A 25175-nucleotide genomic window follows, 5' to 3' on the forward strand; every position below is an offset into this window, starting at 1 on the left:
TATCACCCTCGCGGAGCGCACCGGCGGGCCGTAGGAGCGCTGGTGCACCATGGGCCGGCGGTGCCGCGCAGGCGCCTGCCGCGATGCCGGCTGGCGACACAAAACAAAAAACCCGCCGAGGCGGGTTTGTTTGCGGTGACGGCGTCACAGATATGCATCTGTGCGGTTGGTTGCGGGGGCAGGACTTGAACCTGCGACCTTCGGGTTATGAGCCCGACGAGCTGCCAACTGCTCCACCCCGCGTCCGTCGAAGAAAAGATTATATGGCATCCGGTTGCGCAATGCAACACCTGTTTAACAAAACCTGCAGGCGATGCGTATTGCCGCGTGCCATAACGATTAGATCGCCGCGGTGGGGCGGAGGTTCAGCTGGCTTCGGGGGTATCGCTTGTGCGCTGCCACAGCGCGGCCTCGAACTCGAAGCTGTCGCGCTGCTGCAGGTCGTCGCGTTGCCACATCACGCGGTCGCGGCGCACGGTCAGCATCCACGTGGTGGTGGCGAGCGGCGTCGGGTGCGAAAACGCACGTGGCGTCAGCACCGCCCCGCACGGGCCGTGCTGCGGATCGCGCACGGAGGTGTAGCGAATCATGCCGAGGCCGGCTTCGCGCGCGATGCGGCCGAACGCCTGGCAGGATTCGTGGTGATCCGGATCGGTCCAGGCGGCGCGGTCCCGGTCGAACGGCGGCTGGTCCAGCGCCACGCCGGAGGTCTCGACGCGCACTTCGAACAGCGTCTGGGCGCGCGCGTCGATGCGGGGCAGCGCCGGGCTGTCGTTGAGGAAGCGCCAGCGCCAGTAGCCGAGCTCGGCACAGGCCGTGCGGATCTCGTTGGCGCCATAGAACACGCCCGGGTCCTGGCTGGCGCGGAAGCGCGAGCCCCAGGGCGAGGGCGGGTAGCGGAACGGGGTGAACAGCAGATAGTGCAGATGGCGTGCCTCGACCGGCACGACGGGCTTGCCGGCATCCAGCACGGCCTCGAGTACCGCCTGCTCCTCCAGGCTGTCGACCAGCGGCATGGTGGAGACCACATGCTGGGCTTCCACCGCCCGCCACAGCGTGAGCGCGAACTGCCGGCGCTCAGATGCGACCGCGGGTGGCGTCCAGGTAGTGAACGACACGGACCAGACCTTCAGTTGTGCGGATCAGCTCGAGCGGCTTGCCGCCCAGCGCGAGGTTGTCGTGGGTGAGCCAGAGCCGGGCCTGGTCGCCATGGCCCAGGATGGCGTCGAGCGAGCGGAACAGGCGCACGAACAGGACGCCGAACTCCCACTCCTTGCGATGCGCGTCTAGTACATAGCCGCCGGACGCCATGCGCGAGACCGAGGCCGTGCTGATGCCCAGCACGCTTGCCACCATGGCCTGGCTGATGCCCAGGAAGCCGGCGGCGCGCATGACCGCCTTGGTCAGCGTGGTGCCGGGGTCGGGGCCGCCGGCGGGATCGGTTTCCGGAATCCGCCTGGATTGCATCGCCTATGCTCCTGTTTCTTCAGAAAGATTATAGGCGATGAATTTCAGAAGGGAAGGGGCTGCTCAAAGATTCGCGCCTATGACGCGGCGCGCCAGTTTCGCAGGGACGCGGCTTAGTAGGTTTCGATATGCAGCCGTCCTTCGGCCTTCATGGTGGTTTCCAGCGCCTTCCAGTTAAGACCGGCGCCGGCGCAGACCGTTTCAAATGCGGCCAGCACGCCTTCCTCCATGCCTTTCAGGCCGCAGATATAGACATGGCCGTTGGCGTCGCCCAGCAGCGCCGCGACGCTGTCCGCGGCTTCGCGGATCGCGTCCTGGACATAGCGGCGCGGCGTGTCAGGGTCGCGCGAGAAGGCGAAGTGGATGTCGAGGAAATCCCGGGGCAGCTTCAGCAGCGGGCCGAAGTAGGGCAGTTCGGCGGCATTGCGCGCGCCGAAGAACAGCAGCCGGCGCCCGCTGAATTGCGCCAGGTTGCGGCGCATGCGCTCGGTCATGGCGCGCATCGGTGCCGAGCCGGTGCCGGTACAGATCATCATCACGCTGGCTTCGGCGTGGTTGGGCATCAGGAAGGTCGAGCCGAACGGGCCCACCACCTGCACCGTATCGCCCTTGGCCAGGTCGCACAGGTAGTTGGAGGCCACGCCCCGCACCGGCTTGCCGTCGTGGTCCTGCTCGACCCGCTTGACCGTCAGCGCGAGGTTGTTATAGCCGGGGCGCTCGCCGTCGCGCGGGCTGGCGACCGAATACATGCGGATGTAGTGCGGCTTGCCCGCGGCATCGGTGCCGGGTGGCAGGATGCCGATCGACTGCCCTTCCAGGATCGGGAAAAAGTGGGTGCCGAGATCCAGCACGATATGGTGGATGTCGCTCGAGGCATCCGCTGCGGTGAGCCGGTAGTTGCCGGCCACGGTGGCGGACACCGGGGCGCGCACGCCGTGCAGGTTCACATAGGGATGGGCGGCCGACCACGGTGCGCGCGGCGAGGTATGGCGGCTGGTCTCGACCGACTGGATCGCGGCGTCGTCGGCCGCGGGGGTGCCGCTGCCGGCGGTGGCCGGCGCGCCCTGGTCCATGCTGTCCGGCTCCGGCAACGGCACCTCGGCCGGCAGCTCGTCCCACAGCAGCTGCGCCTCGATCGAATAGGCCTGGCCGCGCAGCATGGTGCGCCAGTTGTCGATGGCGCCGGTCGGGCACGGCGACAGGCAGGCGTTGCAGCCGTTGCATACGTCCGCCCGGACCACGTAGTTGCGGTCGTCATGGGTGATGGCATCGATCGGGCAGGTGTCTTCGCAGGTGTTGCAGCGAATGCAGATTTCCGGATCGATCAGGTGCTGCTTGATGAGGTCGGGGGCGCCCATGGCGGTTCGGGTTTCAGTTGAAGCGCACGTATTCGAAATCCATCGGCTGGCGGTTGATGCCCACCGCCGGCGGGGCAATCCAGTTGGCGTACTTGCCGGGCTCGGTGACGCGGCCCATCAGCGAGGCGACGAAGGCGCGGTCTTCGTCGGTCGCCAGCCAGTCGCGCTCGTTGGCCTTCCATTCGGCCTCCGGTATCAGCCTGCCGTCGGGCGCGACATGGATGTTGGCCAGCGTGCCGATCCTGCGGTTGAAGGCCTTGTGCGGCACGGTCAGGCGGAACGGGATGCCGGCCTTCTCGATGACCTTGTTCCAGCGCGCCACGCCGCCCATGCTGTCCTTGATGTAGTCGTCGCGCAGCACTTCGTTGAGCGCGTTGAGCATCGGCACCTCGCGCTCGCCGAGGCGGCCGTCGCGCACTTCGAGCACGCGGTAGACCTCGCCCTTGAGCACATGGTCGTCGGCGCGCTTGCCTTCCTCGAAGCGTCCCTTCAGGCCCGCGCTGTAGAAGGTGGCGGCGTTAGACGACTGGTCGGCGCCGAACAGGTCGATGGTGACGCTGTAGTGGAAGTTCAGGTAGCGCTGGATGGTCGGCAGGTCGATCACGCCGGCGGCACGCACTTCGGCCGGGTCTTCGATGCCGCGCTCGCGCATGACCTCGCAGGTGCGCTGGATCACGCGCGATACGCCCGATTCGCCGACGAACATGTGGTGCGCTTCCTCGGTCAGCATGAAGCGCGTGGTGCGGGCGAGCGGATCGAAGCCGGACTCGGCCAGCGCGCACAGCTGGAACTTGCCGTCGCGGTCGGTGAAGTAGGTGAACATGAAGAACGACAGCCAGTCCGGCGTGCGTTCATTGAAGGCGCCGAGGATGCGCGGGTTGTCCTGGTCGCCGGAACGGCGCGCCAGCAGCGCCTCGGCTTCCTCGCGGCCGTCGCGGCCGAAATAGCGGTGCAGCAGGTACACCATCGCCCACAGGTGGCGGCCCTCTTCCACGTTGACCTGGAACAGGTTGCGCAGATCGTACAGGCTGGGCGCGGTCAGCCCGAGGTGGCGCTGCTGCTCGACCGAGGCGGGCTCGGTGTCGCCCTGGGTCACGATGATGCGGCGCAGGTTGGCGCGGTGCTCGCCGGGCACCTCCTGCCATGCGGCCTCGCCCTTGTGCTCGCCGAAATGGATGCGGCGGTCGGGATCGGCCGGCTGCAGGAAGATGCCCCAGCGGTAGTCCGGCATCCTGACGTGGTCGAAATGCGCCCAGCCGGATGGGTCGACCGACACCGCGGTGCGCAGGTACACCTCGAAGTCGTGCGAGCCGTCGGGCCCCATGTCGCGCCACCAGTCGAGGAACGCCGGTTGCCAGTGTTCCAGCGCGCGCTGCAGCGCGCGGTCGTCGGACAGGTTGACGTTGTTGGGGATCTTCTGGCTGTAGTCGATGCTCACGGGGGTGTCTCCTGTGGGGTCTGGCGGGCGCGCTAGACGCGGTCCCAGTCGAAGCGGGCCTTGTTGCCGCTGCCGAAGACCTTCAGCGCGCCGTTCTCGCCGACGGCGTTGGGGCGCTGGAAGATCCAGTTCTGCCAGGCGGTGAGCCGGCCGAAGATGCGGGTCTCCATGGTCTCGGCGCCGCCGAAGCGCAGGTTCGCCTCCATTCCCGTCAGCGCATCCGGCGACAGGCTGGCGCGTTCCTCCAGCGCGATGCGGATCTCGTCTTCCCAGTCGATATCGTCCGGCGCCGCGGTGATCAGGCCGAGCGAATCGGCGCTGAGCGCATCCAGCGGCGCGCCGATGTGGTCGCGCACCGGGCCCAGCGCGGCCTCGTCGCCGTAGAAGCGCGCGGCCAACCGGGTCTGGCCGTTGGGCATGGGGTAGTGGCCGAAGTTGAGCGGCGAGACGAACACGCGCGGCGCGTCGTCGGGCGCGTCGGGCAGGTGCAGCATGTAGCTGCGGTCGGCGGCCAGCGCCAGTTCCAGCAGCGTGCCGGCAAAGCAGGAATCGGGCTCGATCAGCGCGATCAGGCTGCGCGACGACACATCCAGCCGTGCCAGCGTGCGGCGCAGCATGCCCAGGGTCTCGCGCACGAACCAGTGGCCGGCGTGCCCCTGCAGCAGGGCATCGGCGGCCAGCACCGCGGCCGGGTCGCCATCGGTCTTCAGCACCCAGATGCCGATGTCGAGATGGTTGGTGCGCAGTGTCAGGATGGCGTCGTCGAGTTCGCGCGCCATCTTCAGCGGCCACCATTGCGCGCCCGCCGCGACCACACCGGCAAGGTCGCCGGGCTGGTGCTTGTCCGGGCCGAATACGGTCAGCGTGGCCTTGCGCGCGTTGGCATCGACATGCACGCGCACGGTCTCGTAGCGATAGCCGTCCGGCTCGACGGTGCGCGACAGCGGCGTCAGGGTGATGCCGTGGTGGCCTTGCGGGCGGTCGCTGGTGGCCGCCAGCGCCGCGGCGCGCTCGGCCACGTATTCGGCGAAGCGCGCCGGCTTGACCACCTCGTCGACCAGCTTCCAGTCCCTGGCGCGCTGGCCGCGCACGCCTTCGGTGGTGGTGCAGAAAATGTCGGCGTGGTCGCGGCGCACATGGCGCTTGTCGGTCACGCGCGTAAGGCCGCCGGTGCCGGGCAGCACCCCCAGCAGCGGCACCTCGGGCAGGCTTACCGCCGACGAGCGGTCGTCGACCAGCACGATCTCGTCGCACGCCAGCGCCAGCTCATAGCCGCCGCCGGCGGTGGTGCCGTTGCAGGCGGCGATGAACTTCAGCCCCGAGTGCCGGCTGGCGTCCTCGATGGCATTGCGGGTCTCGTTGGTGAACTTGCAGAAGTTGACCTTCCACGCGTGCGACGACTGCCCCAGCATGAAGATATTGGCGCCCGAGCAAAAGATGCGCTCGCGCGCGCTGGTCAGCACCACGGTGCGGACCTCGGGATGCTCGAAGCGGATGCGCTGCAGCGCGTCGTGCAGCTCGATGTCGACGCCGAGGTCGTAGGAATTGAGCTTGAGCGCATAGCCCGGACGCAGGCCGCCTTCTTCGTCGACATCCATCGCCAGCGTGGCGATCGGACCGTTGAAGCTCAGCTTCCAGTGGCGGTACTGGTCGGGATGGCGCTCGAACGTGACCGGCGCGGGCGCGTCTGCCTGGCCGGGGTGATGCGGGGCGATTGCCGGCGTGGACATGGCTGTCTCCAGAGTGCACTATCGTGCCTTGCGGCTTTTGATGAAATATAGTGCATGGAGACGGGCGGTGCAACGTCTTTGTCGGCGCGCGCCGGGGGAGTTCCCGGGGGGGGGCTCAGGCGCCCGCGGCCTGCAGCTGGGCCCGCAGTTGCTGCAGCGAGGCCGCGGCGTCCTGGCCGCTGGTGTCGATCGATAGGTCGGCGCGGTCATACAGCGGCGCGCGCGCCTCGAGGATGCGGCGCAGGTCGGCCATGGCCTCGCGGTTGCCTTCCATCGGCCGCATGTCGCCCTGGGCCACCACGCGCGCCATGTGTTCTTCGGGCGAGGTGCGCACCCAGATGGTGTAGCACTGCGCCAGCAGCAGGTTGAAGGTGGCCGGCTCCGACACCAGGCTGCCGGGGGTGGCCAGCACCATGCGGTCGTGTTCGCGCAGGGTCCGCTCCAGCGCGCGCATTTCATACCGGCGATAGGCGGCCTGCCCGTACAGCGAGTGGATCTCGGACAGGCTGGCGCCCGCTTCCTGCTCGATCACGGCATTCAGTTCGACGAAGGGCACGTCGCGTACGGCCGCGAGCGCGCGCCCCAGCGTCGACTTGCCGGCGCCGCGCAGGCCGATCAGCGCGATGCGGCGGTGGCGCGCATCGCCGGACTGTTCCGGCGCCAGCGCATGGCGGCAGGCTTCGCGCACGCGCGCCAGGTCGCCGGCGGGCAGTTGCGCCAGCCACTGCACCATCTGCGCGAACTCCGACGCCTGCTGGCCGTTGAGGGTGTCCACCTCGGCCAGCACCACCGGCAAGGGCACATCCAGCGCGCGCGCCACCTGCCGCAGCAGCAGCACCGAGGCATTGCCGGTGCCGGTTTCCAGGTTGGCCAGATAGCGTTCGGACACGGCCGCGCCGCGCGCCAGGTCTTTGCGCGACATGCCGCGCGAGGCGCGCAGCGAACGGATGCGCTCGCCCAGCCGGGTCAGGTAGGGGTCGCGTTCGGCGTTGGCGGCGGGCGCGGCAGGGGTGTCGGCCTCGGTGCTGGCGGCGGGCAGCGGTGCGGAATCGCGGCGCATGGTGTCGGTCGGGTTGGTGCGGCCAAAGCAGGCACGGGCAAAAGCAGGGGCGCATTATACGTTCAGCACGGTCGCGCCAAGTGGTGCCGCGGGCAGCTGCCAGCGCGAACCCTGTCCTATAGTGCATTCCCTTGGTTGCATAATAATCGATGTGAAATAAAATGCATCAACAAGCGGATCCCGGCTGCGACCCGGCCGGTTCCCAAAACAGCGACTGGCCTGGCGCCGGCGCGCGCCCGCCGGGCAGCAGCGGGCCGCGGCGCGCGACACCGAGGAGTGCAGACATGACGCCCCCCACCCTTGCCGCGGCCGCGGCCGGCACCGCTGGTGCCATTGCGGCGCTGCCGTCACGCTATAACGCCGCCGACGACCTGCTGTCGCGCAACCTCGCGGCAGGCCGTGGAGCCAAGACCGCTTATCGCGACGACACCACCGCGCTGACCTACGCCGAACTCGACGACCGGGCCCGCCGCTTCGCCGGCGCGCTGCGCGCGGCCGGCTTGCGCCAGGAAGAGCGCTTGTTGCTGTGCGCGCTGGATACGGTCGACTTTCCGGTGGTGTTCCTCGGCTGCCTGCTGGCGGGCGTGGTGCCGGTGGCGGTCAATACCCTGCTGACCGCGGACGACTACGCCTACATGCTCGAACACAGCGGCGCGCGCGCGGTGGTGGTGTCCGAGCCACTGCTGCCGGTGATGCAGGCCGCGATCGACAAGAGCGGGCTGTCGCCGACCGTGATCCAGGCCGCACCGCACGCCGGCGCCGCGCCGTCGTGCAGCGTCGGCGCGATGCTGGCGCGCACGCGCACACCGGCGCCGGCTGCCAGCACCGGGCCCGACGACATGGCGTTCTGGCTGTACTCGTCCGGCTCCACCGGCCGGCCCAAGGGAACCGTGCATACCCACGCCAACCTGTTCCATACCGCCGACCTCTATGCGCGGCAAGTGCTGGGCATCCGCGAGGACGACGTGGTGTTCTCCGCCGCAAAGCTGTTCTTTGCCTACGGGCTGGGCAATGCGCTGACCTTCCCGATGTCGGTCGGCGCCACCACCGTGCTGATGGCCGAACGCCCCACGCCCGCGGCCGTGTTCAAACGGCTGTGCGAGCACAAGCCGACGGTGTTCTGCGGCGTGCCGACGCTGTACGCCGGCATGCTGGCCGCGCCCGGGCTGCCGCCGCGCGCGCAGGTGGCCCTGCGCGTATGCACCTCGGCCGGCGAGGCGCTGCCGCGCGATATCGGCGAACGCTTCCTGGCGCATTTCGGCTGCGACATCCTCGACGGCATCGGCTCCACCGAGATGCTGCATATCTTCCTGTCGAACCGGCCGGGCGCGGTGCGCTACGGCACCACCGGCGTGCCGGTCCCCGGCTACGAAATCAGGCTGCTCGACGAGCAGGGCCAGCCCTGCGCCGCGGGCGAGATCGGCGACCTCTACATCAAGGGCCCGAGCGCCGCGCTGATGTACTGGTGCAACCGCGACAAGACCCGCGAGACCTTTGTCGGCGCCTGGACGCGCAGCGGCGACAAGTACCTGCGCGATGCGGACGGCTACTACACCTACGCCGGGCGCAGCGACGACATGCTGAAGGTGGGCGGAATCTACGTCTCGCCGTTCGAGGTCGAGGCCGCGCTGGCACAGCACCCGGCCGTGCTGGAAGCGGCGGTGATCGGCGTGACCGATGCCGACGAACTGGTCAAGCCCAAGGCCTTCGTGGTGCTGCGTCCCGGCCAGCAATGGCACGACGGCATGGCGGCGGAACTGCAGGCCTTTATCAAGTCGCGCCTGGCGCCGTACAAGTACCCGCGCCAGATCGAATGCGTGCCGGAACTGCCCAAGACCGCGACCGGCAAGATCCAGCGCTTCCGCCTGCGCCAGCGCGAGCAGGCCGCGCGCGGCTGAACTTCCTTAACCGATGCAACCAGAAAAGATGTCCATGCCCGGCAGCCTGGTCGAGATCCCGTTCGACAACCGCCGTATCCAGATCGAGTACCAGTGGCTGCGCCCGGAGCGCGCGCAGCGCCCGCTGGTGGTGTTCCTGCACGAGGGCCTCGGCTCGATCAGCATGTGGCGCGACTTTCCGCTGGAGTTCTGCGAGGCCGGCGATTACCGCGGGCTGGTGTTTTCCCGCTATGGCTACGGCCGCTCGACGCCGCGGCCGCACGAGGAGAAGTGGCGCCCCGATTTCATGCACCGGCAGGCGCGCGAGGCGCTGCCCGCGCTGTTCGACGCGCTCGAAATCGGACCCGGCCGCGCGCGCGGCATACCCTGGCTGCTCGGCCACAGCGACGGCGCTTCGATCGCGCTGATCCATGCGGCCAGCTTTCCGCGCGCGGTGGCGGGCATCACCGTGCTGGCGCCGCATATCGTGGTCGAAGACCTGTCGGTGCGCAGCATCGCGGCGACGCGCCAGGCCTATCTCGAAACCGACCTGCGCGAGCGGCTGGCGCGCCACCACGCCGATGTCGATTCCGCCTTCTGGGGCTGGAACGATATCTGGCTCGACCCGGATTTTCGTCACTGGGACCTGCGGCCGCTGCTGTCCGGCATCCAATGCCCGGTGCTGGCGGTGCAGGGCGAGGAAGACGAGTACGGCACCATGGCGCAGATCGAGGGTATCCATCGATATGCCCCCCAGACCACCTTGCTTAAACTCGCGCGATGCGGACATTCGCCCCATCGCGACCAAAAAGATCCGTTGACGCTGGCCGCGGTTCGGCATATAAACGCATATACTTCAAACCTAAAATAATTCGGCTTCCCGCCGATTGCGCAGGGGTTCCCGGTGCCAGATGCGCCGGCGGCCCGTGGCAAGGGCAGGGGTGACCGGCAACGGTCCAGCGAGCCAACCGGCTTGACCACCAGGAGACACCATGCGTCGCTTCCCATCGCGCAGGCTCGCGCCTGCCTGCCTTGCCGCCGCCACCGTCTTTGCCATGGCCAGCGCTTCCGCGCAGACCGCGGCCCCCGCGGCCGGTGCCCCCGCCGGCGGCAAGATCAAGGTCGGCTTCATGCTGCCGTACACCGGCACCTATGCCGCGCTGGGCAACGCCATCGAGAACGGCTTCCGCATGTACGTGCAGCAGCAGGGCGGCAAGCTGGGGGGGCGCGAGATCGAATACTTCAAGGTCGACGACGAGTCCGATCCGGCCAAGGCGCCGGAGAATGCCACCAAGCTGGTCAAGCGCGACCAGGTCGACGTGGTGGTCGGCACGGTGCATTCCGGCGTGCAGATGGGCATCGTCAAGGTGGCCAAGGAAAACAACACGCTGCTGATCATTCCGAACGCGGGCGTCGACGAGGCCACCGGGCCGCTGTGCGGGCCCAACATCTTCCGCACCTCGTTCTCGAACTGGCAGCCGGGCTATGCCATGGGCCAGGTGCTGGGCGAGCGCGGCCTGAAGAAGGTGGTGACGCTGACCTGGAAATACGCCGCCGGCGAGCAGTCGGTCAAGGGCTTCAAGGAGGCGTTCGAGGCCAAGGGCGGCAAGGTGGTGAAGGAGCTGAGCCTGCCGTTCCCCAATGTCGAGTTCCAGGCGCTGATCACGGAAGTGGCGTCGCTCAAGCCCGATGCCGTGTTCGTGTTCTTTGCCGGCGGCGGCGCGGTCAAGTTCGTCAAGGACTGGGCCGCGGCCGGGCTGAAGGACAAGATCCCGCTGTATGGCTCGGGCTTCCTGACCGACGGCACGCTCGAGGCGCAGGGCAACGCGGCGCAAGGCCTGGAAACCACGCTGCATTACGCTGACGGTCTGACCAACGCGCGCGACAAGAACTTCCGCCTGGACTACGCCAAGACCTACAAGCTGCAGCCCGACGTGTACGCGGTGCAGGGCTACGATGCCGCGCAGCTGCTGGCGGCCGGCGCGACCGCGGTAAAGGGCGACATGACGCGCAAGGCCGACCTGTACAAGGCCATGGGCGGCGCCAGGATCGACAGCCCGCGCGGCACCTTCACGCTGTCCAAGGCCCACAACCCGGTGCAGGATTTCTACCTGCGCAAGGTGGACGGACGCGAGAACAAGGTCAGCTCGGTGGCGGTGAAGGCGCTGGCCGATCCGGCGCGCGGGTGTCGGCTGTAGGCGCTTTAACACCCGCGTGTTTGCGCCCCTCTCCCGCTTGCGGGAGAGGGGAGCCTGCCACCAGCATGCGTGGCGCTCTTCGGTTTCTTGATGTATTGCCCGCATGGACATCGTCTCCTTCCTCATCCAGTGCCTGAACAGCGTCCAGTACGGCCTGCTGCTGTTCCTGGTGGCCAGCGGCCTGACGCTGATCTTCGGCATCATGGGCGTGATCAACCTGGCCCACGGCAGCTTCTACATGCTGGGCGCCTACCTGGCCTTTACGCTGGCCGGGCTGACCGGCAACCTGTTCATCGCCATTCCGCTGGGCATCGTGCTGGCGGTGGCGTTCGGCTATGTGCTCGAGTGGGCCTTCTTCAGCTACCTGTACGAGCGCGACCACCTGCAGCAGGTGCTGATGACCTATGGCCTGATCCTGGTGTTCGAGGAGCTGCGCAGCATCCTGGTCGGCGACGACGTGCACGGCGTGCAGGTGCCGGCGTTGCTCGACGGCGCGCTGCCGATCGGCAATGACATGACGTACCCGGTGTACCGCCTGTTCATCTCCGCCGTCTGCCTGGTGGTGGCGCTGGCGATGTACTACGTGATCCGCCGCACCCGCCTGGGCATGATGATCCGCGCCGGCGCGACCAATCGCGAGATGGTGCAGTCGCTCGGCATCAATATCACGGTGCTGTACCGCTTCGTGTTTGCGCTTGGCGTGGCGCTGGCGGTGCTGGCCGGCATGATCGCCGCGCCGGTGTCGTCGGTCTATCCGGGCATGGGTGCGCAGGTGCTGATCGTCTGTTTCGTGGTGGTGGTGATCGGCGGCATCGGCTCGGTCAAGGGCGCGCTGGTGGCGTCGCTGTTGCTGGGCTTTGTCGATACCTTCGGCAAGGTGTTCTGGCAGGAGGCAGCCGGCGTGCTGATCTACCTGCTGATGGCGGTGATCCTGCTGTGGAAGCCGCAGGGGCTGTTCAAGGCGGGATGACATGAATCCGACGACATTGCCGGCGCGCCGGCACGCTGCGCGCAACGCCACGCTGGCCACCGCGCTGGGCTGGGTGGTGGCCTTCGCGGTGCTGGCCGGGCTGCCGCTGCTGCTGACCGCGGACAGCCACAAGTTCTATATCGAGCTGCTCAGCAAGGTGATGATCATGGCGATCTTCGCGCTGTCGCTGCAGCTGCTGATCGGCTACACCGGGCTGGTCAGCCTGGGCCATGCCGCCTACTTCGCCATGGCCGCCTATGCCACCGCCATGCTGGCGCCGCAGAGCGGGCCCGGCAACGGCTGGGTGCTGCTGGCCGGCGCGCTGGCGGCCTCGGCCGCGCTGGCGCTGGTGGTGGGCGCGCTGGTGCTGCGCACGCGCGGCGTGTACTTCATCATGGTGACGCTGGCGTTCGCGCAGATGGTGTACTTCGTGTTCCACGACACCAAGGTCGCGGGCGGCAGCGACGGCACCTATATCTATTTCCGCCCGGAATTTCCCGTGCCCGGCGAGCACCTGCTGACGGTGAACGACCCGATGCATTTCTACTGGCTGGTGTGGCTGGGACTGATGGCGACCGTGGCGGTGCTGATGCTGGTGCTGCGCTCGCGCTTCGGCCACGCGCTGGTCGGCATCCGCCACAACGAGCAGCGCATGCGCGCGGCCGGCTATGCCACCTACCGCTACCAGCTTGGCGCCTTTGTCGCGGGCGGGCTGCTGGCGGGGCTGGCCGGGTTTCTCTATGCGATCCAGTTCGGCTTCGTCAATCCGGAGATCGCGTCGTGGCACCAGTCGGGCAACGCCATGCTGATGGTGATCCTGGGCGGCGTCGGCAGCCTGGCCGGCGCGGTGCTGGGCGCGTTCTCGTTCGTGCTGCTGGCCGAGTGGTTCAGCACGCTGACCAAGCACTGGCAGCTGCTGATGGGCGGCTTCATCATTGTCGCGGTAGCGTTGTTGCCGCGCGGCCTGGTCAGCCTGCCGTCCGTGCTGCGGCACGGGCGCCGGCGCTGCCGCAATGGCGATGCGGGCTCCGGCACCGGCGAAGCCCCCGCGGAGCCGCGCAGCCATACGGAGGCCGCATGAACGCACCCGCCACCACCATCCTCGAGGCGCAGCAACTGACCCGGCGCTTCGGCGGCCTGACCGCCGTGGCCGGGGTCGACCTGACGCTGGCGCTGCATGAGATCCACGCCGTGATCGGCACCAATGGCGCCGGCAAGTCGACCCTGATCAATATGCTGTCCGGCGAATTGCCGGCGTCGTCCGGCCGCCTGCGCCTGAAGGGCGAGGACGTGACCGGCTGGTCGCAGCCGCGGCTGGCGCGCCATGGGGTGGGGCGCAGCTACCAGCGCAACAACATCTTCCTGCCGCTGACGGTGCGCGAGAACTGCCGGCTGGCGGCGCAGTCGCGCGCGCAGCGCGCCTGGCGGCTGTGGGAAAGCGCCCAGGGCTGCCGCACTGCCGCGACGCTGGCCGACGAGGCCATGGAGCGCGCCGGGCTGGAGCACCTGGCGGACCGGCGCGCCAGCGATCTCGCGCACGGGCAGAAGCGCCAGCTCGAGGTGGCGATGTGCCTGGCCACGCAGCCGGTCGCGCTGCTGCTGGACGAGCCGCTGGCGGGCATGGGCGCGGAGGAGTCGGCACGGATGCTGGCACTGCTGCGCGGCCTGCGCGAAGGCCACGCCATCCTGCTGGTGGAGCACGACATGGACGCGGTGTTCTCGGTCGCCGACCGCATCACCGTGATGGTCAACGGCGCCGTGATCGCCACCGGCAGCCCCGAGGCGATCCGCACCAACCACGAAGTCCAGGTTGCCTACCTGGGCGAGGAAGAGGACGAGGCCGCATGAACCAGCAGAACCCCGCGGCGGCTGCGGCCGCGCCGATGATCGAGGCCACCGGCATCAACGCCTGGTATGGCTCGAGCCACGTGCTGCGCGACATCGACTTCACCGTCGGCGCGGGCGAGACGGTCGGGCTGCTGGGGCGCAATGGCATGGGCAAGAGCACGCTGTTGCGCACGCTGCTGGGCCACGTGCGCCAGCGCCAGGGCCGCATCGTGGTGGCCGGCCGCGAGGTCTCGCGCGCGCAGCCGTTCGAGGTGGCGCGCCTGGGCGTGGCCTACGTGCCCGAGGGGCGCGGCATCTTCCCCAGCCTATCGGTGCGCGAGAACCTGCTGATGGCCGCGCGCAAGGGCTGCCATGGCCGCAACGACTGGGACGAGGCGCGCGTGCTCGACCTGTTCCCGCGCCTGAAGGAACGCCTGTCCCATGGTGGCCAGCAGCTGTCCGGTGGCGAACAGCAGATGCTGTCGATCGGCCGCGCGCTGATGACCAACCCCGACTGCCTGGTGCTGGACGAGGCCACCGAGGGGCTGGCGCCGCGCATCGTGCGCGAGATCTGGGCCGTGATTGCCACGGTGCGGGCCACCGGTATCGCGTCGGTGGTGGTCGACCGCAATTTCCGCTCGGTGCTGGCACACGCCGACCGGGCCGTGGTGCTGGAAAAGGGCCGGGTGGTGTTGTCCGGTCCCGCCTCGGACCTGGCCGGCAAGCCGGAAGCGCTGGACCGCTACCTCGGCGTCTGACCTCATTGAAGTGGCCTATAAGGCGCTATTGTTGCCCTGCCGCAACGGCACTTGCGGGCGCAAGGTATCGCTGTTTTGCCCCCGCAGGGCTTGACCATCCGCCACATCCCTCCCATTCTTGCGAAGTCACGAAAGCGGCATCCATTTTTGCCGCAGTGGTCGATAGTCGACAGTTCCACTAGAATTGCGCGCGTTTGTGCAATGCAATAAGAACCGCAACCAGCACCGGCCCCGGGCGCAGCAAGCTGTTGCGCCGGATCGGACGGGCCCGCGGCAGAGCCAACAAACCTGCCGGCGCTCCGGTCGGGCAGACCCAACTTCATGACCCAATCCACAACCAGCCACTATTTTGTCGAGAGCCCCAGCACGCGCGCGCTGGTGCTCGGCGCGGTAGGCGTCGTCTTCGGCGACATCGGCACCAGCCCGCTCTACGCCCTCAAGGAATGCTTCAGCAAGGAGCACGGCATCGCCTTCAGCACGGACGCCGTGCTGGGCGTGATCTCCATGCTGTTCTGGGCCATGATCATCGTGGTCTCGATCAAGTACGTGGTGTTCGTGATGCGGGCCGACAACGACGGTGAAGGCGGGGTGCTGGCGCTGATGGCGCTGGTGCTGCGCACCGTGGCGGCGCGTTCCGGCAAGGCGAAGCTGCTGATGATGCTGGGCATCTTCGGTGCCTGCATGTTCTATGGCGACGCGGTGATCACGCCGGCGATCTCGGTGCTGTCGGCGGTGGAGGGGCTGGAGATCGCCGCGCCGCAGCTGTCGCAATTCGTCATACCGATCACGCTGGTGATCCTGGCGGCGCTGTTTCTGATCCAGCGCCACGGCACCGCGGCGGTGGGCAAGCTGTTCGGGCCGGTGATGACGGTGTGGTTCCTGGCGCTGGGCGCACTGGGCATCTACAACCTGGTGCAGGCGCCGGAAATCCTGAAGGCGGTGAATCCCTACTACGGCATTATCTTCCTGGTGGAGCACGCGCTGCAGGCGTTTATCGTGCTCGGCTCGGTGTTCCTGGTGCTGACCGGGGCCGAGGCCCTGTATGTCGACATGGGCCACTTCGGCGCGCGCCCGATCCGCATCGGCTGGTTCATCCTGGTGATGCCGTGCCTGATGCTGAACTACTTTGGCCAGGGCGCAATGCTGCTGAACAATCCGGCCGGCACCGAAAACCCGTTCTACCTGATGGTGCCGGAACTGCTGCTGATTCCGATGGTGCTGCTGGCCACCTGCGCCACCGTGATCGCCTCGCAGGCGGTCATCTCGGGCGCGTACTCGCTGACCAGCCAGGCGATCCAGCTCGGTTTCCTGCCGCGCATGCGGGTGCGCTATACCTCGGCGGCCGAGATTGGCCAGATCTACCTGCCGGTGGTGAACTGGATGCTGCTGGCGCTGGTGTTCGCCGTCGTGATCTCGTTCAAGAAGTCCGAAAACCTGGCGGCGGCATATGGCATCGCGGTGACCACGACCATGGTCATCACCACCATCCTGGCGACGGTGTGCATGCGCAATGTCTGGAAATGGAACCCCGCGCTGGTCGCGGTGCTGGGCGCGGCCTTCCTGGTGGTGGACTTGTCGTTCTTCGCGGCGAACCTGCTCAAGGTCGCCGAAGGCGGCTGGTTCCCGCTGCTGCTGGGCAGCAGCGCGTTCTTCCTGCTGATGACGTGGTACAGCGGCCGCAAGCTGCTGCGCGCGCGCAGCCTGGAAGACGGCATCCCGCTGGAGCCGTTCATCGCCGGCCTGCTGGCGCACCCGCCGCACCGCGTCGAAGGCACCGCGGTGTTCCTGACCGGCAACACGGATTCGGTGCCGGTATCGCTGCTGCACAACCTGAAGCACAACCGCGTGCTGCATGAGCGCGTGGTGTTCCTGAACTTCATCACGCGCGACGTCCCGTACGTGGACGACGACCATCGCCTGAGCTGCAAGGACCTGGGCGGCGGCGTGTTTATCCTGAAGTCCGAGTACGGCTTCAAGGAGACGCCCGACGTGCAGAAGGTGCTGGACCTGGCCGATCGCAAGCTGGACATGCATTTCGAGCTGATGGAGACCTCCTTCTTCATCGCCCGCGAATCGGTGATTCCGTCGAAGCTGCCGGGCATGCCGATGTGGCGCGAAAGCCTGTTCGCGTGGATGCACCAGAACGGCGCCAAGCCGTCGGACTTCTTCCAGATTCCGGCCAACCGGGTCGTCGAACTGGGCACCAAGGTCGAAATCTGAACGCGCGCGGGCGGCGCCCGCCGCTCGCTCCGCCAGCCCCCGGGCCGCGCCGCCAAGGCGCCCCGGGGGCTTTTCTTTGGGCCGGAGGGCCCGGCAGCGGGGCACAGGTCCCGGAAAGCGGCCAGCCGGCAGCCCGAACCGGGACCGTGGCCTCATGCGGCGAGCCTGCCCGCGTCCGACAATGCGTCCCTCAGCTTGTCTCAGCCCCGCGCCTTGCGGCAGTTCCCTCATCGGCGCGGCGGTATCCAGACTGCATCAGCACAACCCCGGACCCCGGAGTCCGGCGCCACGCCGCTGCCCTGATGGGATGGCAGCCGGCCGGCGCCAGGCAAGGGCTTGCACGGCACAGGCGATCCCGTGCGGCCGCGCCGTTTCGTTGTCGATCGCCTGAATGACGGACCTGCCGGGGCAGACCCTGCCGCCGGCCACCGCAGTTGGAGATTGCAATGCACAGGAATCTTGCCCACACCCTCGTTGCCGCTGCCGCACTCGCCGCCGGCTTGAGCCAGCCGGCCCAGGCCGGTGCCTACGGCGAAGCGCTGGCCGCGGCCATGCCGCGCCACGCCGCCCAGCGCGATGCGTTTGCCGAGGGCGCGCGCAGTCCGGACGCAGAGATCGCGCTGCTGCCCGTGGTGGCGCGCGGCAACCTTTCCGTGTGCCGGGTGCGCGGCTTCGACCCAAGCCAGGACGGAATGCGCAAGCCGGACCCCTATACGGATGGCGCGCGCATGGGCCGCTTCGACGTCTTCACCGAGGGCGCGCGCGCCGGCTCGCGCGACCCTTATGCGGACGGCGCGCGCAGCGATGCGCGCGGCAGCGGGGAATGCCTGTCCTGAACCCGCGGCGGCGCTTTTGCGCCGCCCCTCCTTTGCCTAAGCTAGGGAAGTCACGCGGCGCGCCCGCATGGCGGCCGCGGCCCGCGGTCGCCAGCCGGCAGCTCCTGCCCGCGCGGCCCCGACATGCCGATGTTCAAGCAGCAGATCCGCCTGTGTACCAGCCGCGATGGCGTGCGGCTGGCCTATGCCATCACCGGCAGCGGCGCGCCGCTGGTCAAGGCGGCCAACTGGATGAGCCATCTGGAGTTCGACGTCGGCAGCCCGGTGTGGAGCCACATGATCACGGCGCTGTCCGACACCCATACGCTGATCCGCTATGACGAGCGCGGCTGCGGACTGTCCGACCGCGACATCGAGGACCTGTCCTTCGATGCCTGGCTGCGCGATCTCGAAACCATCGTCGACGCCACCGGCGTGGATCATTTCCCGCTGCTGGGTATCTCGCAGGGCGCATCGATCGCCGTGGCCTACGCGGTGGCGCATCCGCGGCGCGTCAGCCACCTCGTGCTGCACGGCGGATACGCGCGCGGGCGCCTGAAGCGCGACCATCTGAGCCAGCGCCTGCTGGAGGAAGCCGAACTGATGAACAAGCTGGCCGAACTCGGGTGGGGCCAGGAGAACCCTGCCTTCCGCCAGTTTTTCACCACCCAGTTCATCCCCGGCGGTACCGCCGAACAGCATGCCTGGTTCAACGAACTGGAGCGGGTGTCGACCTCGCCGCTGAATGCCGCGCGCTTCATGCGCGTGTTCAACGACATCGACGTGGTAGCGCTGCTGCCGCGCGTGTCTTGCCCGACGCTGGTGCTGCACGCGGTGCGCGATGCGCGCGTGCCGTTCGATGAGGGCCGCCTGATTGCCAGCGAGATTCCCGGCGCGCGCTTCGTGCCGCTGGAAAGCGGCAACCACCTGCTGCTGGAGGGCGAGCCGGCGTGGCGCCGCTGGCTCGACGAAGTGCGCGCGTTCCTGCCGTCGGCGCAGCCGGCGAGCTGCCCCGCGTTCACCGCGTTCACGACGCTCACGCGCCGCGAGCGCGATATCGTCGAGCTGATCGCGCAGGGGCGCGACAACGCGCAGATTGCTGCGCACCTGGACCTGTGCGAGAAGACCGTGCGCAACCATATCACCAGCATTTTCGCCAAGCTGGAAGTGGAAAACCGCGGGCAGGCCATCGTGCTGGCGCGCAAGGCCGGCTTCGATCGCGCCGGTGCCTGAGGGCCGGGCAGCATGCACCAACCCCTCTTGAAATCCTCCTGCCCGGACACTAATTAGGGATTGCCCAGCCGCTGCAGCAACGCGCTGTGGCTTCCCCGCCAGCCGGCGCGCCGGCGGCGGGGAGACAAGGCGTCCGTGCGCCTCCCCGCTGCACAGAAGGAGGATCCAACCATGAGTGACTTCATTTTCGGGACTGATCTGTTCAGTGAATTCGACCGGATGCAACGGCAGATGGCCAGCGTGTTCGGCGGCTTTCCGTCGAGCCTGCGCTCCGGGCGTTTCGGTGCGTTTCCGCCGCTCAATATCGGCACCACCGACGACTCCATCGAGATCGTGGTGTTTGCCCCGGGCCTGAAGGCGGAGCAGTTCGAGGTGTCGGTGGACAAGGGCCTGCTGACCATCAGCGGCGAGCGCGCCGCGACCCAGCCGGAGGGCGACGCCGAGGCGCGGCCCTACGCCCAGGAGCGCTTCGCGGGCAGCTTCCGCCGTGTGATCGAGTTGCCGCAGGCGGCGGACCCCGACAAGGTGCAGGCACGCTACGCCAACGGCTGCCTGTCGATCAGCGTCGGCAAGCGCGAGGCCTCGCGCCCGCGTGCCATCACCGTCAGCTAATGTGAGGAGGTAGCCATGACCGATTCGAATCAAGTCGTCCAGCGCGACCAGGCCAATGCGGCCGGGCAGGGCGGTGCCGTGGCGCAGCGCCGCGACGAGGCGCCGGCCATGACGCTGGTCCCTGCCGTCGACATCTTCGAGACCGCCGCCGGCGTTACGCTGTGGGCGGACCTGCCGGGGGTGCCGCGCGAGAAGCTCGAGGTCAACGTCCACGACAGCAGCCTGCGCATCGAAGGCGAGGCGGTGCTGCCGATGCCGGCCGGCCTGCGCGTGCAGCATGCCGAGGTACGGCAGCCGCGCTATGCGCGCACGTTCACGCTCAGCCCCGACCTGGACGCGTCCGGGATCGAGGCCAACCTGCAGGATGGCGTGCTGAAGCTGACCATCCCGCGCCGCGATGAAGCGCGGCCGCGCCGGATCGAGGTCTCGGTGGGCTAAGCCTGCCCGAATGCAGGACGGCGGTGCCTGGGCGCCGCCGTCTTGCTTTGCGCTGGGCGCGAGCGCTCAGCCCTGGTTGACCAGCACGCGGGCATCGCTCACATGCCCTCGGTACGCTTCGAAGATGCGGCGCAGCGCCGCTTCCATGCCGATTTGCGGACGCCAGCCCAGTTCCTCGATGGTGTTGTCGATCTTCGGCACGCGGTGCTGCACGTCCTGGTAGCCCTTGCCGTAGAAGTCGCCCGACGAGGTTTCGACGATCTGCGTGTGGCGCGCTTCCTGCGCGTATTCCGGGTAGTCGGCGGCCATCTCCAGCATCATCTCGGCGAGCTCGCGCACCGAGTGGATATTGCCCGGGTTGCCGATGTTGTAGATCTTGCCGCTGGCCACGCCGCCGGGATTCTCGATGATGCGCATCAGCGCGCTGATGCCGTCGGCGATGTCGGCAAAGGCCCGCTGCTGCGCGCCACCGTCGACCAGCCTGATCGGTTCGCCGCGCACGATGTGGCCCAGGAACTGCGTCACCACGCGCGACGAGCCTTCCTTCGATTCGAAGATCGAGTCCAGCCCCGCGCCGATCCAGTTGAAGGGGCGGAACAGCGTGTAGTTCAGGCCTTGCTCCATGCCGTAGGCGTGGATCACGCGGTCCATCAGCTGCTTGGAGCAGGCGTAGATCCAGCGCGGCTTGTTGATCGGGCCGTAGACCAGCGGCGAGGCGTCGGGGTCGAATTCCTCATCGCTGCACATGCCGTAGACCTCGGAGGTCGACGGGAACACCAGGTGCTTGCGGTACTTGACCGCGGCGCGCACGATCGGCAGGTTGGCCTCGAAGTCCAGCTCGAACACGCGCAGCGGCTGGCGCACGTAGGTGGCGGGGGTGGCGATGGCGACCAGCGGCAGCACCACGTCGCACTTGCGGATGTTGTACTCGATCCACTCGCGGTTGATGGTGATGTCGCCCTCGAAGAAGTGCATGCGCGGGTGGTCGACGAGGTCGCCCAGGCGGTCCGTGTTCATGTCCATGCCGTAGACCTCCCACGGGGTGGTTTCCAGGATGCGGCGCGTCAGGTGGTGGCCGATGAAGCCGTTGACGCCGAGGATGAGTACTTTCTTGACTGGCATGCGTTAAGGAATGGCAGGGGAGTCGGAAACAAGCCGGCGCGCCTCGCGCCCGACCAGGGGAAAGTTGGACACCGCGACGCGGCGCCAGTCGCGTGCGACGACATGCATCGGCACGCGCGCGCTCAGCTCGGCAAACGCTTGCGGCGACAGCAGCGCGACGGCGCGCGGCCCATGCTGCCAGGCGTCGGCGAAGGCAGCGACGGTCGGCACCCACTTCTGCGGCTCCTGCGCGGCGCCGAAGGCGAGTTCGTCGGCCTGCGCCACCATGGTGAGCGGATGGCGCAGGTAGAACGGCAGCGTATGGTCGAGCATGCCGACGCCGTACAGCGGCATGCCGGGCCGCAGCACGCGCGCGATCGGCGCGACCAGGTCGATGCCCGAAGCCGCACGGCCGATGGCTTCGTGGCCGAGCAGCGCGATGGAAAATGCCAGCAGCATGCCGAAGGCATAGCCCGTGACACTGGCCATGCGGCCCCGGCGCCGCAGCAGCCACAGTGCCGCCGCGGCGCTTGCCAGCACCAGCGCGCAAGCCAGCGCTGCCCACATTGCATAGTTGCGGTACAGCGCGTTGGGGGTGTTGTTGGCATCCAGCCTGGCCACCAGCGGGCTTGCCAGCAACCCAATGGCGCCGAGCAGCAGCATGGCGCGCAATTGCCGGCTCCAGGTCCGCTCGCACGTCTGCGTCAGCGCCACGCCGCCAAGGATGCCGAGCGCAGGGAACATCGGCACGATATAGCCCGGCAGCTTCGACCCCGACAGGCTGAAGAACACGAAGATCGACACCGCCCATATCGCCGCCATCAGCGCGGGCTGGAACGGCACGGCAATGCCGGCTGCATGTGCCACCCCGGCGCGCTGCGTCACCGCGCGCACCATGCCCGGCAGCAAGCCCAGCCACGGCAGGAATCCGCCCGCCAGCAGCGGCACGAAGTACCACGGCGCGCCGGTGCGCGCGTGCACGGTCGAGGTATAGCGCTGCCAGTGCTCATGGATGAAGAAGAAACGCAGGAATTCCGGGTTGCGTCGTGCCACCAGCCAGTACCACGGCACCACCACCAGCAGCATCAGCGCGATCCCGGCCGGCGCATGCAGGCGCCGCCACAGGGACAGGTCGCGCGTCACGCCGGTGTAGAGCACCAGCACCAGCCCGGGCAGCGCCACGCCGACCAGCCCCTTGGTCAGCACCGCCACGCCCATTGCCGCCCAGCACGCCAGCATCCAGCGGCGGCGCGCGGCGGGCGTCGCCGCCGGATACTGCGCCAGCAGCAGGCTGGCCAGCACGCACGCCATGGCGCCGGACAGCGTCATGTCGAGCGTGTTGAAATGCGCCGCGACGTTCCACATCGGCGCGCTGGCCAGCACCAGCCCGGCCATCAGCCCGGCCCGGGCGCCGAACCAGCGTGCGGCTGCCAGCATCGATACCCCCAGCCCCGCTGCGCCCGCCAGCGCCACGCACAGCCGCGCCTGCCAGTCGCCGATGCCGAACAGGGCGTACGACAGCGCCGTCATCCACATGTGGAACGGCGGTTTCTCAAAGTACTTCAAGCCGTCGTAGCGGATCGTGACCCAGTCGCCGCTGCTCAGCATCTCGCGCGCGATCTCGGCATAGCGGCCTTCATCGGGACCGAGCAGGTGGCGCATGCCGAGCGTGCCGAACCACAGCAGCGCAAAGGCCAGCACTACCAGCGACGGTGCCAGCGCCGGCATGCCGTCCACGCGCATGGCAGCCCTGGTGGCGATAGGCCCGGGCTCGGCGGCAAGGCGATCGGAACGCTGGGGCATGCGGGGCGGCTCGGAATGGGCGGAAAATCGGGCGCGGGCAAGCGCGGCAAACGCGGGCAGGCCGGCGCGAGCGAAGCATGTCCACGCCGGCGCGGTGCGCCGCGTTGTACGGACAGTGCCTGAAACGTGTGCGGAGCATAATTTGCGAACCTTAACGGCACATTAAGCGGCCGCGCCTTTTGTCACAGCAGCTGCCGTGATACCTCCAGGCCACTCCAGAGCATGAGACTCCTTATCGTTGAAGACGACCCGATGCTGGGCGACGGCCTGCGCCGCGGCCTGCAGCTGCTCGACTACGCGGTCGACTGGTTCCGCAACGGCACCGATGCCGACCATGCGCTCGCGCTGGCCCACTACGATGCCGTGGTGTTGGACCTGGGCTTGCCTGGCGATGACGGCATGACCCTGCTGGCACGCTGGCGCGCGCGTGGCAGCTGCATCCCGGTGATCGTCCTGACCGCGCGCGATGCCGTCGACAGCCGCATCGGCGGGCTCGATGCCGGTGCCGACGACTACCTGGTCAAGCCGGTCGCGCTCGACGAGCTGGCGGCGCGGCTGCGCGCGGTCACGCGCCGCGCGGCGGGCATGTCCGCGCCGGTGTGGCAGCACGGCGCGCTGAGCTTCCACCCGGCCGCGCGCCAGGCGTACTGGCAGGGCAAGCCGGTCGAGCTGACCAGCCGCGAAGCCATGCTGCTGGAGCTGCTGCTGGCCCATCCCAACCGTCTGCTGACGCGCGAGGTGCTGCGCGACAAGCTCTATGACTGGCAGGGCGGCATCGAGAGCAATGCGCTCGAGGTCCATATCCACCACCTGCGCCGCAAGATCCATCCGAAGATCGTGCGCACCTTCCGCGGCGCCGGCTACACGCTGGGCGCGGCCGAGGACTGCGCATGACGCTGCAGCGCAGGCTGGTGCTGGCGGTGCTGGTGGTCGCGCCGGTGGTATGGCTGTTGACGCTGGGCATGACCTACGTACGCGCCCGGCACGAGATCAACGAGCTCTATGACACCGACATGGTGCGCATGGCGCTGCAGATGCAGTCGGTGGTGCCGCTGGTCGATATCGGCGCCGGCATGTCGCGCGCGCGCGTGCCGCGGCTCGACCAGGGCGACCTGGGCGACGCCGGCCTGGGCGACCTGGCCATCGCCGCGTGGCTGCCCGACGGCAAGCCGCTGCATATCGATCCCGACGGCGACAAGCTGCCGCGCGCCGAGGGCGTCAAGGGCTTTACCGACGTCACGCTCGAGCGGCAGCGCTGGCGGCTCTATTACCTCGACGATCCCGATACCGGCTGGCGCGTGTGCGTGGGCCAGCAGCTGGGCGAGCGCAATGAGCTGATCCTGTCCTACATCGCCGCGCAGGTGCTGCCGTGGGCGGTGGGCCTGCCACTGCTGATCGGCCTGCTGATCGGCTTCATGCGACGCGCGATGGCGCCGGTGCGCACGCTGTCCGCGGATATCGAGGCGCGCGCCGCGGACGATCGCCGTCCGCTCAGCCTCGATGCCGTGCCCGGCGAACTGGTGCCGCTGGTGCACGCGATGAACCGGCTGCTGGCGCGCGTTTCCGATTCGATCGAGCACGAGCGGCGCCTGACCGCCGATGCCGCGCACGAGATGCGCACGCCGCTGGCCGCGCTCAAGGCACAGTGGGAAATCGCCGAACGCTCGCCCGACCGCGACGAACGCGCACTGGCGCAGGCCAATGTCGCGGCCGGCATCGACCGCATCGGCCGGCTGGTGTCGCAGCTGCTGACGCTGAGCCGGCTCGAAGACGCCGCCGGGCTGCCGTCGCGCCAGCCGGTCAACTGGGTGCCGGTGGCACAGCAGGCGCTGTCCGATTGCCTGGCGCTGGCGCAGCAGAAGCAGGTCGACGTGGAACTGGCCTGGCCGCCGCAAGGCCAGTCGCCGTTGCCCGTCGCGGGCGACCCCGCGCTGCTGTCGCTGCTGCTGCGCAACCTGCTCGACAACGCCATCCGCTACAGCCCGCCGGGCGCGCTGGTGCGGGTCGAGTTCCGGCCCGACAGCGTCACCGTGCGCGACCAGGGCCCCGGGGTCGCGCCGGAGTTGCTGGCGCGCCTCGGCGACCGCTTCTTCCGCGGCGCCGGGCAGCGCGAGCAGGGCCACGGTCTGGGCATTTCCATCGCGCGGCGGGTGGCGCGGCTGCATGGACTGGAGATGGCGTTTGCCAACCGCGCGGACCAGGCTCAGGGTGCGGCCGGCACCCGCACCGGCCTGGCCGTGCGCATCGTCCACGGCGGCTGAAAAGACAAC

The 25175-nt window shown here is 68.5% G+C and carries 22 protein-coding genes and 1 tRNA gene; 14 read left to right on the forward strand and 9 right to left on the reverse strand.

Annotated features, from left to right (window positions below; all coding sequences use genetic code 11):
• Positions 1-167: 167 nt before the first annotated feature.
• The 7 genes from FHX60_RS13220 to FHX60_RS13250 all read right to left on the reverse strand — a co-directional run bounded on the left by FHX60_RS13220 (position 168) and on the right by FHX60_RS13250 (position 7053).
• Positions 168-243: transfer RNA gene (locus FHX60_RS13220), tRNA-Met, on the reverse strand.
• Between the two features lie 122 nt (positions 244-365).
• The gene (locus tag FHX60_RS13225) at positions 366-1118 is read right to left on the reverse strand and encodes an RES family NAD+ phosphorylase (RefSeq protein WP_183283600.1); all 753 of its coding nucleotides are present in this window, start codon (positions 1116-1118) and stop codon (positions 366-368) included.
• Positions 1078-1467, reverse strand: a complete 390-nt coding sequence (locus FHX60_RS13230) for an MbcA/ParS/Xre antitoxin family protein (protein ID WP_018004354.1) — start codon at positions 1465-1467, stop codon at positions 1078-1080. Before FHX60_RS13230 ends, FHX60_RS13225 begins: the two co-directional genes overlap by 41 nt.
• Before the next feature lie 113 nt (positions 1468-1580).
• On the reverse strand, positions 1581-2825 hold the full coding sequence (boxA, locus tag FHX60_RS13235; protein ID WP_112775462.1) for a benzoyl-CoA 2,3-epoxidase subunit BoxA: 1245 nt from the start codon (positions 2823-2825) through the stop codon (positions 1581-1583).
• A gap of 13 nt (positions 2826-2838) precedes the next feature.
• On the reverse strand, positions 2839-4263 hold the full coding sequence (boxB, locus tag FHX60_RS13240; RefSeq protein WP_183283601.1) for a benzoyl-CoA 2,3-epoxidase subunit BoxB: 1425 nt from the start codon (positions 4261-4263) through the stop codon (positions 2839-2841).
• Between the two features lie 32 nt (positions 4264-4295).
• Positions 4296-5993, reverse strand: a complete 1698-nt coding sequence (boxC, locus tag FHX60_RS13245; protein ID WP_183283602.1) for a 2,3-epoxybenzoyl-CoA dihydrolase — start codon at positions 5991-5993, stop codon at positions 4296-4298.
• A 115-nt stretch (positions 5994-6108) separates the two neighbouring features.
• Positions 6109-7053 carry a helix-turn-helix transcriptional regulator gene (locus FHX60_RS13250; protein WP_092313430.1) on the reverse strand — a complete coding sequence of 315 codons (945 nt, stop codon included), beginning with the start codon at positions 7051-7053 and terminating at the stop codon, positions 6109-6111.
• A 284-nt stretch (positions 7054-7337) separates the two neighbouring features.
• Between FHX60_RS13250 and FHX60_RS13255 the strand changes: the two genes are divergently transcribed.
• From FHX60_RS13255 to FHX60_RS13310, 12 genes are all read left to right on the forward strand, one after another.
• Positions 7338-8951, forward strand: coding sequence for a benzoate-CoA ligase family protein (locus FHX60_RS13255; RefSeq protein WP_112775466.1), 1614 nt, complete (start codon positions 7338-7340; stop codon positions 8949-8951).
• A gap of 34 nt (positions 8952-8985) precedes the next feature.
• Positions 8986-9801 carry an alpha/beta fold hydrolase gene (locus FHX60_RS13260; RefSeq protein WP_112775485.1) on the forward strand — a complete coding sequence of 272 codons (816 nt, stop codon included), beginning with the start codon at positions 8986-8988 and terminating at the stop codon, positions 9799-9801.
• A gap of 121 nt (positions 9802-9922) precedes the next feature.
• A complete protein-coding gene (locus FHX60_RS13265) occupies positions 9923-11128 on the forward strand; it encodes an ABC transporter substrate-binding protein (RefSeq protein WP_092313421.1) in 1206 nt (401 codons plus the stop codon).
• Between the two features lie 103 nt (positions 11129-11231).
• A complete protein-coding gene (locus FHX60_RS13270; RefSeq protein WP_012352611.1) occupies positions 11232-12098 on the forward strand; it encodes a branched-chain amino acid ABC transporter permease in 867 nt (288 codons plus the stop codon).
• Position 12099: 1 nt separating this feature from the next.
• On the forward strand, positions 12100-13179 hold the full coding sequence (locus tag FHX60_RS13275) for a branched-chain amino acid ABC transporter permease (protein ID WP_183283603.1): 1080 nt from the start codon (positions 12100-12102) through the stop codon (positions 13177-13179).
• Positions 13176-13946: an ABC transporter ATP-binding protein gene (locus FHX60_RS13280; protein ID WP_092313414.1), complete on the forward strand. Its 771-nt coding sequence runs from the start codon at positions 13176-13178 to the stop codon at positions 13944-13946. The genes FHX60_RS13275 and FHX60_RS13280 overlap by 4 nt, the downstream gene beginning before the upstream one ends.
• Positions 13943-14683, forward strand: a complete 741-nt coding sequence (locus FHX60_RS13285; RefSeq protein WP_092313411.1) for an ABC transporter ATP-binding protein — start codon at positions 13943-13945, stop codon at positions 14681-14683. Before FHX60_RS13280 ends, FHX60_RS13285 begins: the two co-directional genes overlap by 4 nt.
• 321 nt (positions 14684-15004) lie before the next feature.
• Positions 15005-16903 carry a potassium transporter Kup gene (locus FHX60_RS13290; protein WP_183283605.1) on the forward strand — a complete coding sequence of 633 codons (1899 nt, stop codon included), beginning with the start codon at positions 15005-15007 and terminating at the stop codon, positions 16901-16903.
• Positions 16904-17349: 446 nt separating this feature from the next.
• A complete protein-coding gene (locus tag FHX60_RS13295; protein ID WP_183283606.1) occupies positions 17350-17739 on the forward strand; it encodes a hypothetical protein in 390 nt (129 codons plus the stop codon).
• Between the two features lie 123 nt (positions 17740-17862).
• Positions 17863-18951, forward strand: coding sequence for an alpha/beta fold hydrolase (locus FHX60_RS13300; protein WP_112775470.1), 1089 nt, complete (start codon positions 17863-17865; stop codon positions 18949-18951).
• Positions 18952-19122: 171 nt separating this feature from the next.
• A complete protein-coding gene (locus tag FHX60_RS13305) occupies positions 19123-19563 on the forward strand; it encodes an Hsp20/alpha crystallin family protein (protein ID WP_092313401.1) in 441 nt (146 codons plus the stop codon).
• Positions 19564-19578: 15 nt separating this feature from the next.
• Complete coding sequence (locus FHX60_RS13310; RefSeq protein ID WP_092313398.1) at positions 19579-20001, forward strand: Hsp20/alpha crystallin family protein; 423 nt, start codon at positions 19579-19581, stop codon at positions 19999-20001.
• A gap of 66 nt (positions 20002-20067) precedes the next feature.
• Here FHX60_RS13310 and FHX60_RS13315 read toward each other — a convergent pair whose 3' ends face one another.
• Complete coding sequence (locus tag FHX60_RS13315) at positions 20068-21123, reverse strand: bifunctional UDP-4-keto-pentose/UDP-xylose synthase (protein ID WP_183283607.1); 1056 nt, start codon at positions 21121-21123, stop codon at positions 20068-20070.
• Positions 21124-21126: 3 nt separating this feature from the next.
• Entirely contained in the window at positions 21127-22905 is a 1779-nt protein-coding gene (locus FHX60_RS13320) for a glycosyltransferase family 39 protein (RefSeq protein WP_183283608.1), read from the reverse strand.
• Positions 22906-23127: 222 nt separating this feature from the next.
• Here FHX60_RS13320 and FHX60_RS13325 point away from each other — a divergent pair, with 222 nt between their 5' ends.
• Both FHX60_RS13325 and FHX60_RS13330 read left to right on the forward strand, forming a co-directional pair.
• Positions 23128-23799 (forward strand): response regulator, encoded by a 672-nt coding sequence (locus tag FHX60_RS13325; RefSeq protein WP_183283609.1) that lies wholly within the window; start codon positions 23128-23130, stop codon positions 23797-23799.
• Positions 23796-25166 carry an ATP-binding protein gene (locus FHX60_RS13330; protein WP_183283610.1) on the forward strand — a complete coding sequence of 457 codons (1371 nt, stop codon included), beginning with the start codon at positions 23796-23798 and terminating at the stop codon, positions 25164-25166. Before FHX60_RS13325 ends, FHX60_RS13330 begins: the two co-directional genes overlap by 4 nt.
• Positions 25167-25175: the final 9 nt, after the last annotated feature.

The organism is Cupriavidus alkaliphilus (assembly GCF_014191175.1).
Taxonomy (GTDB): Bacteria; Pseudomonadota; Gammaproteobacteria; order Burkholderiales; family Burkholderiaceae; genus Cupriavidus; species Cupriavidus alkaliphilus.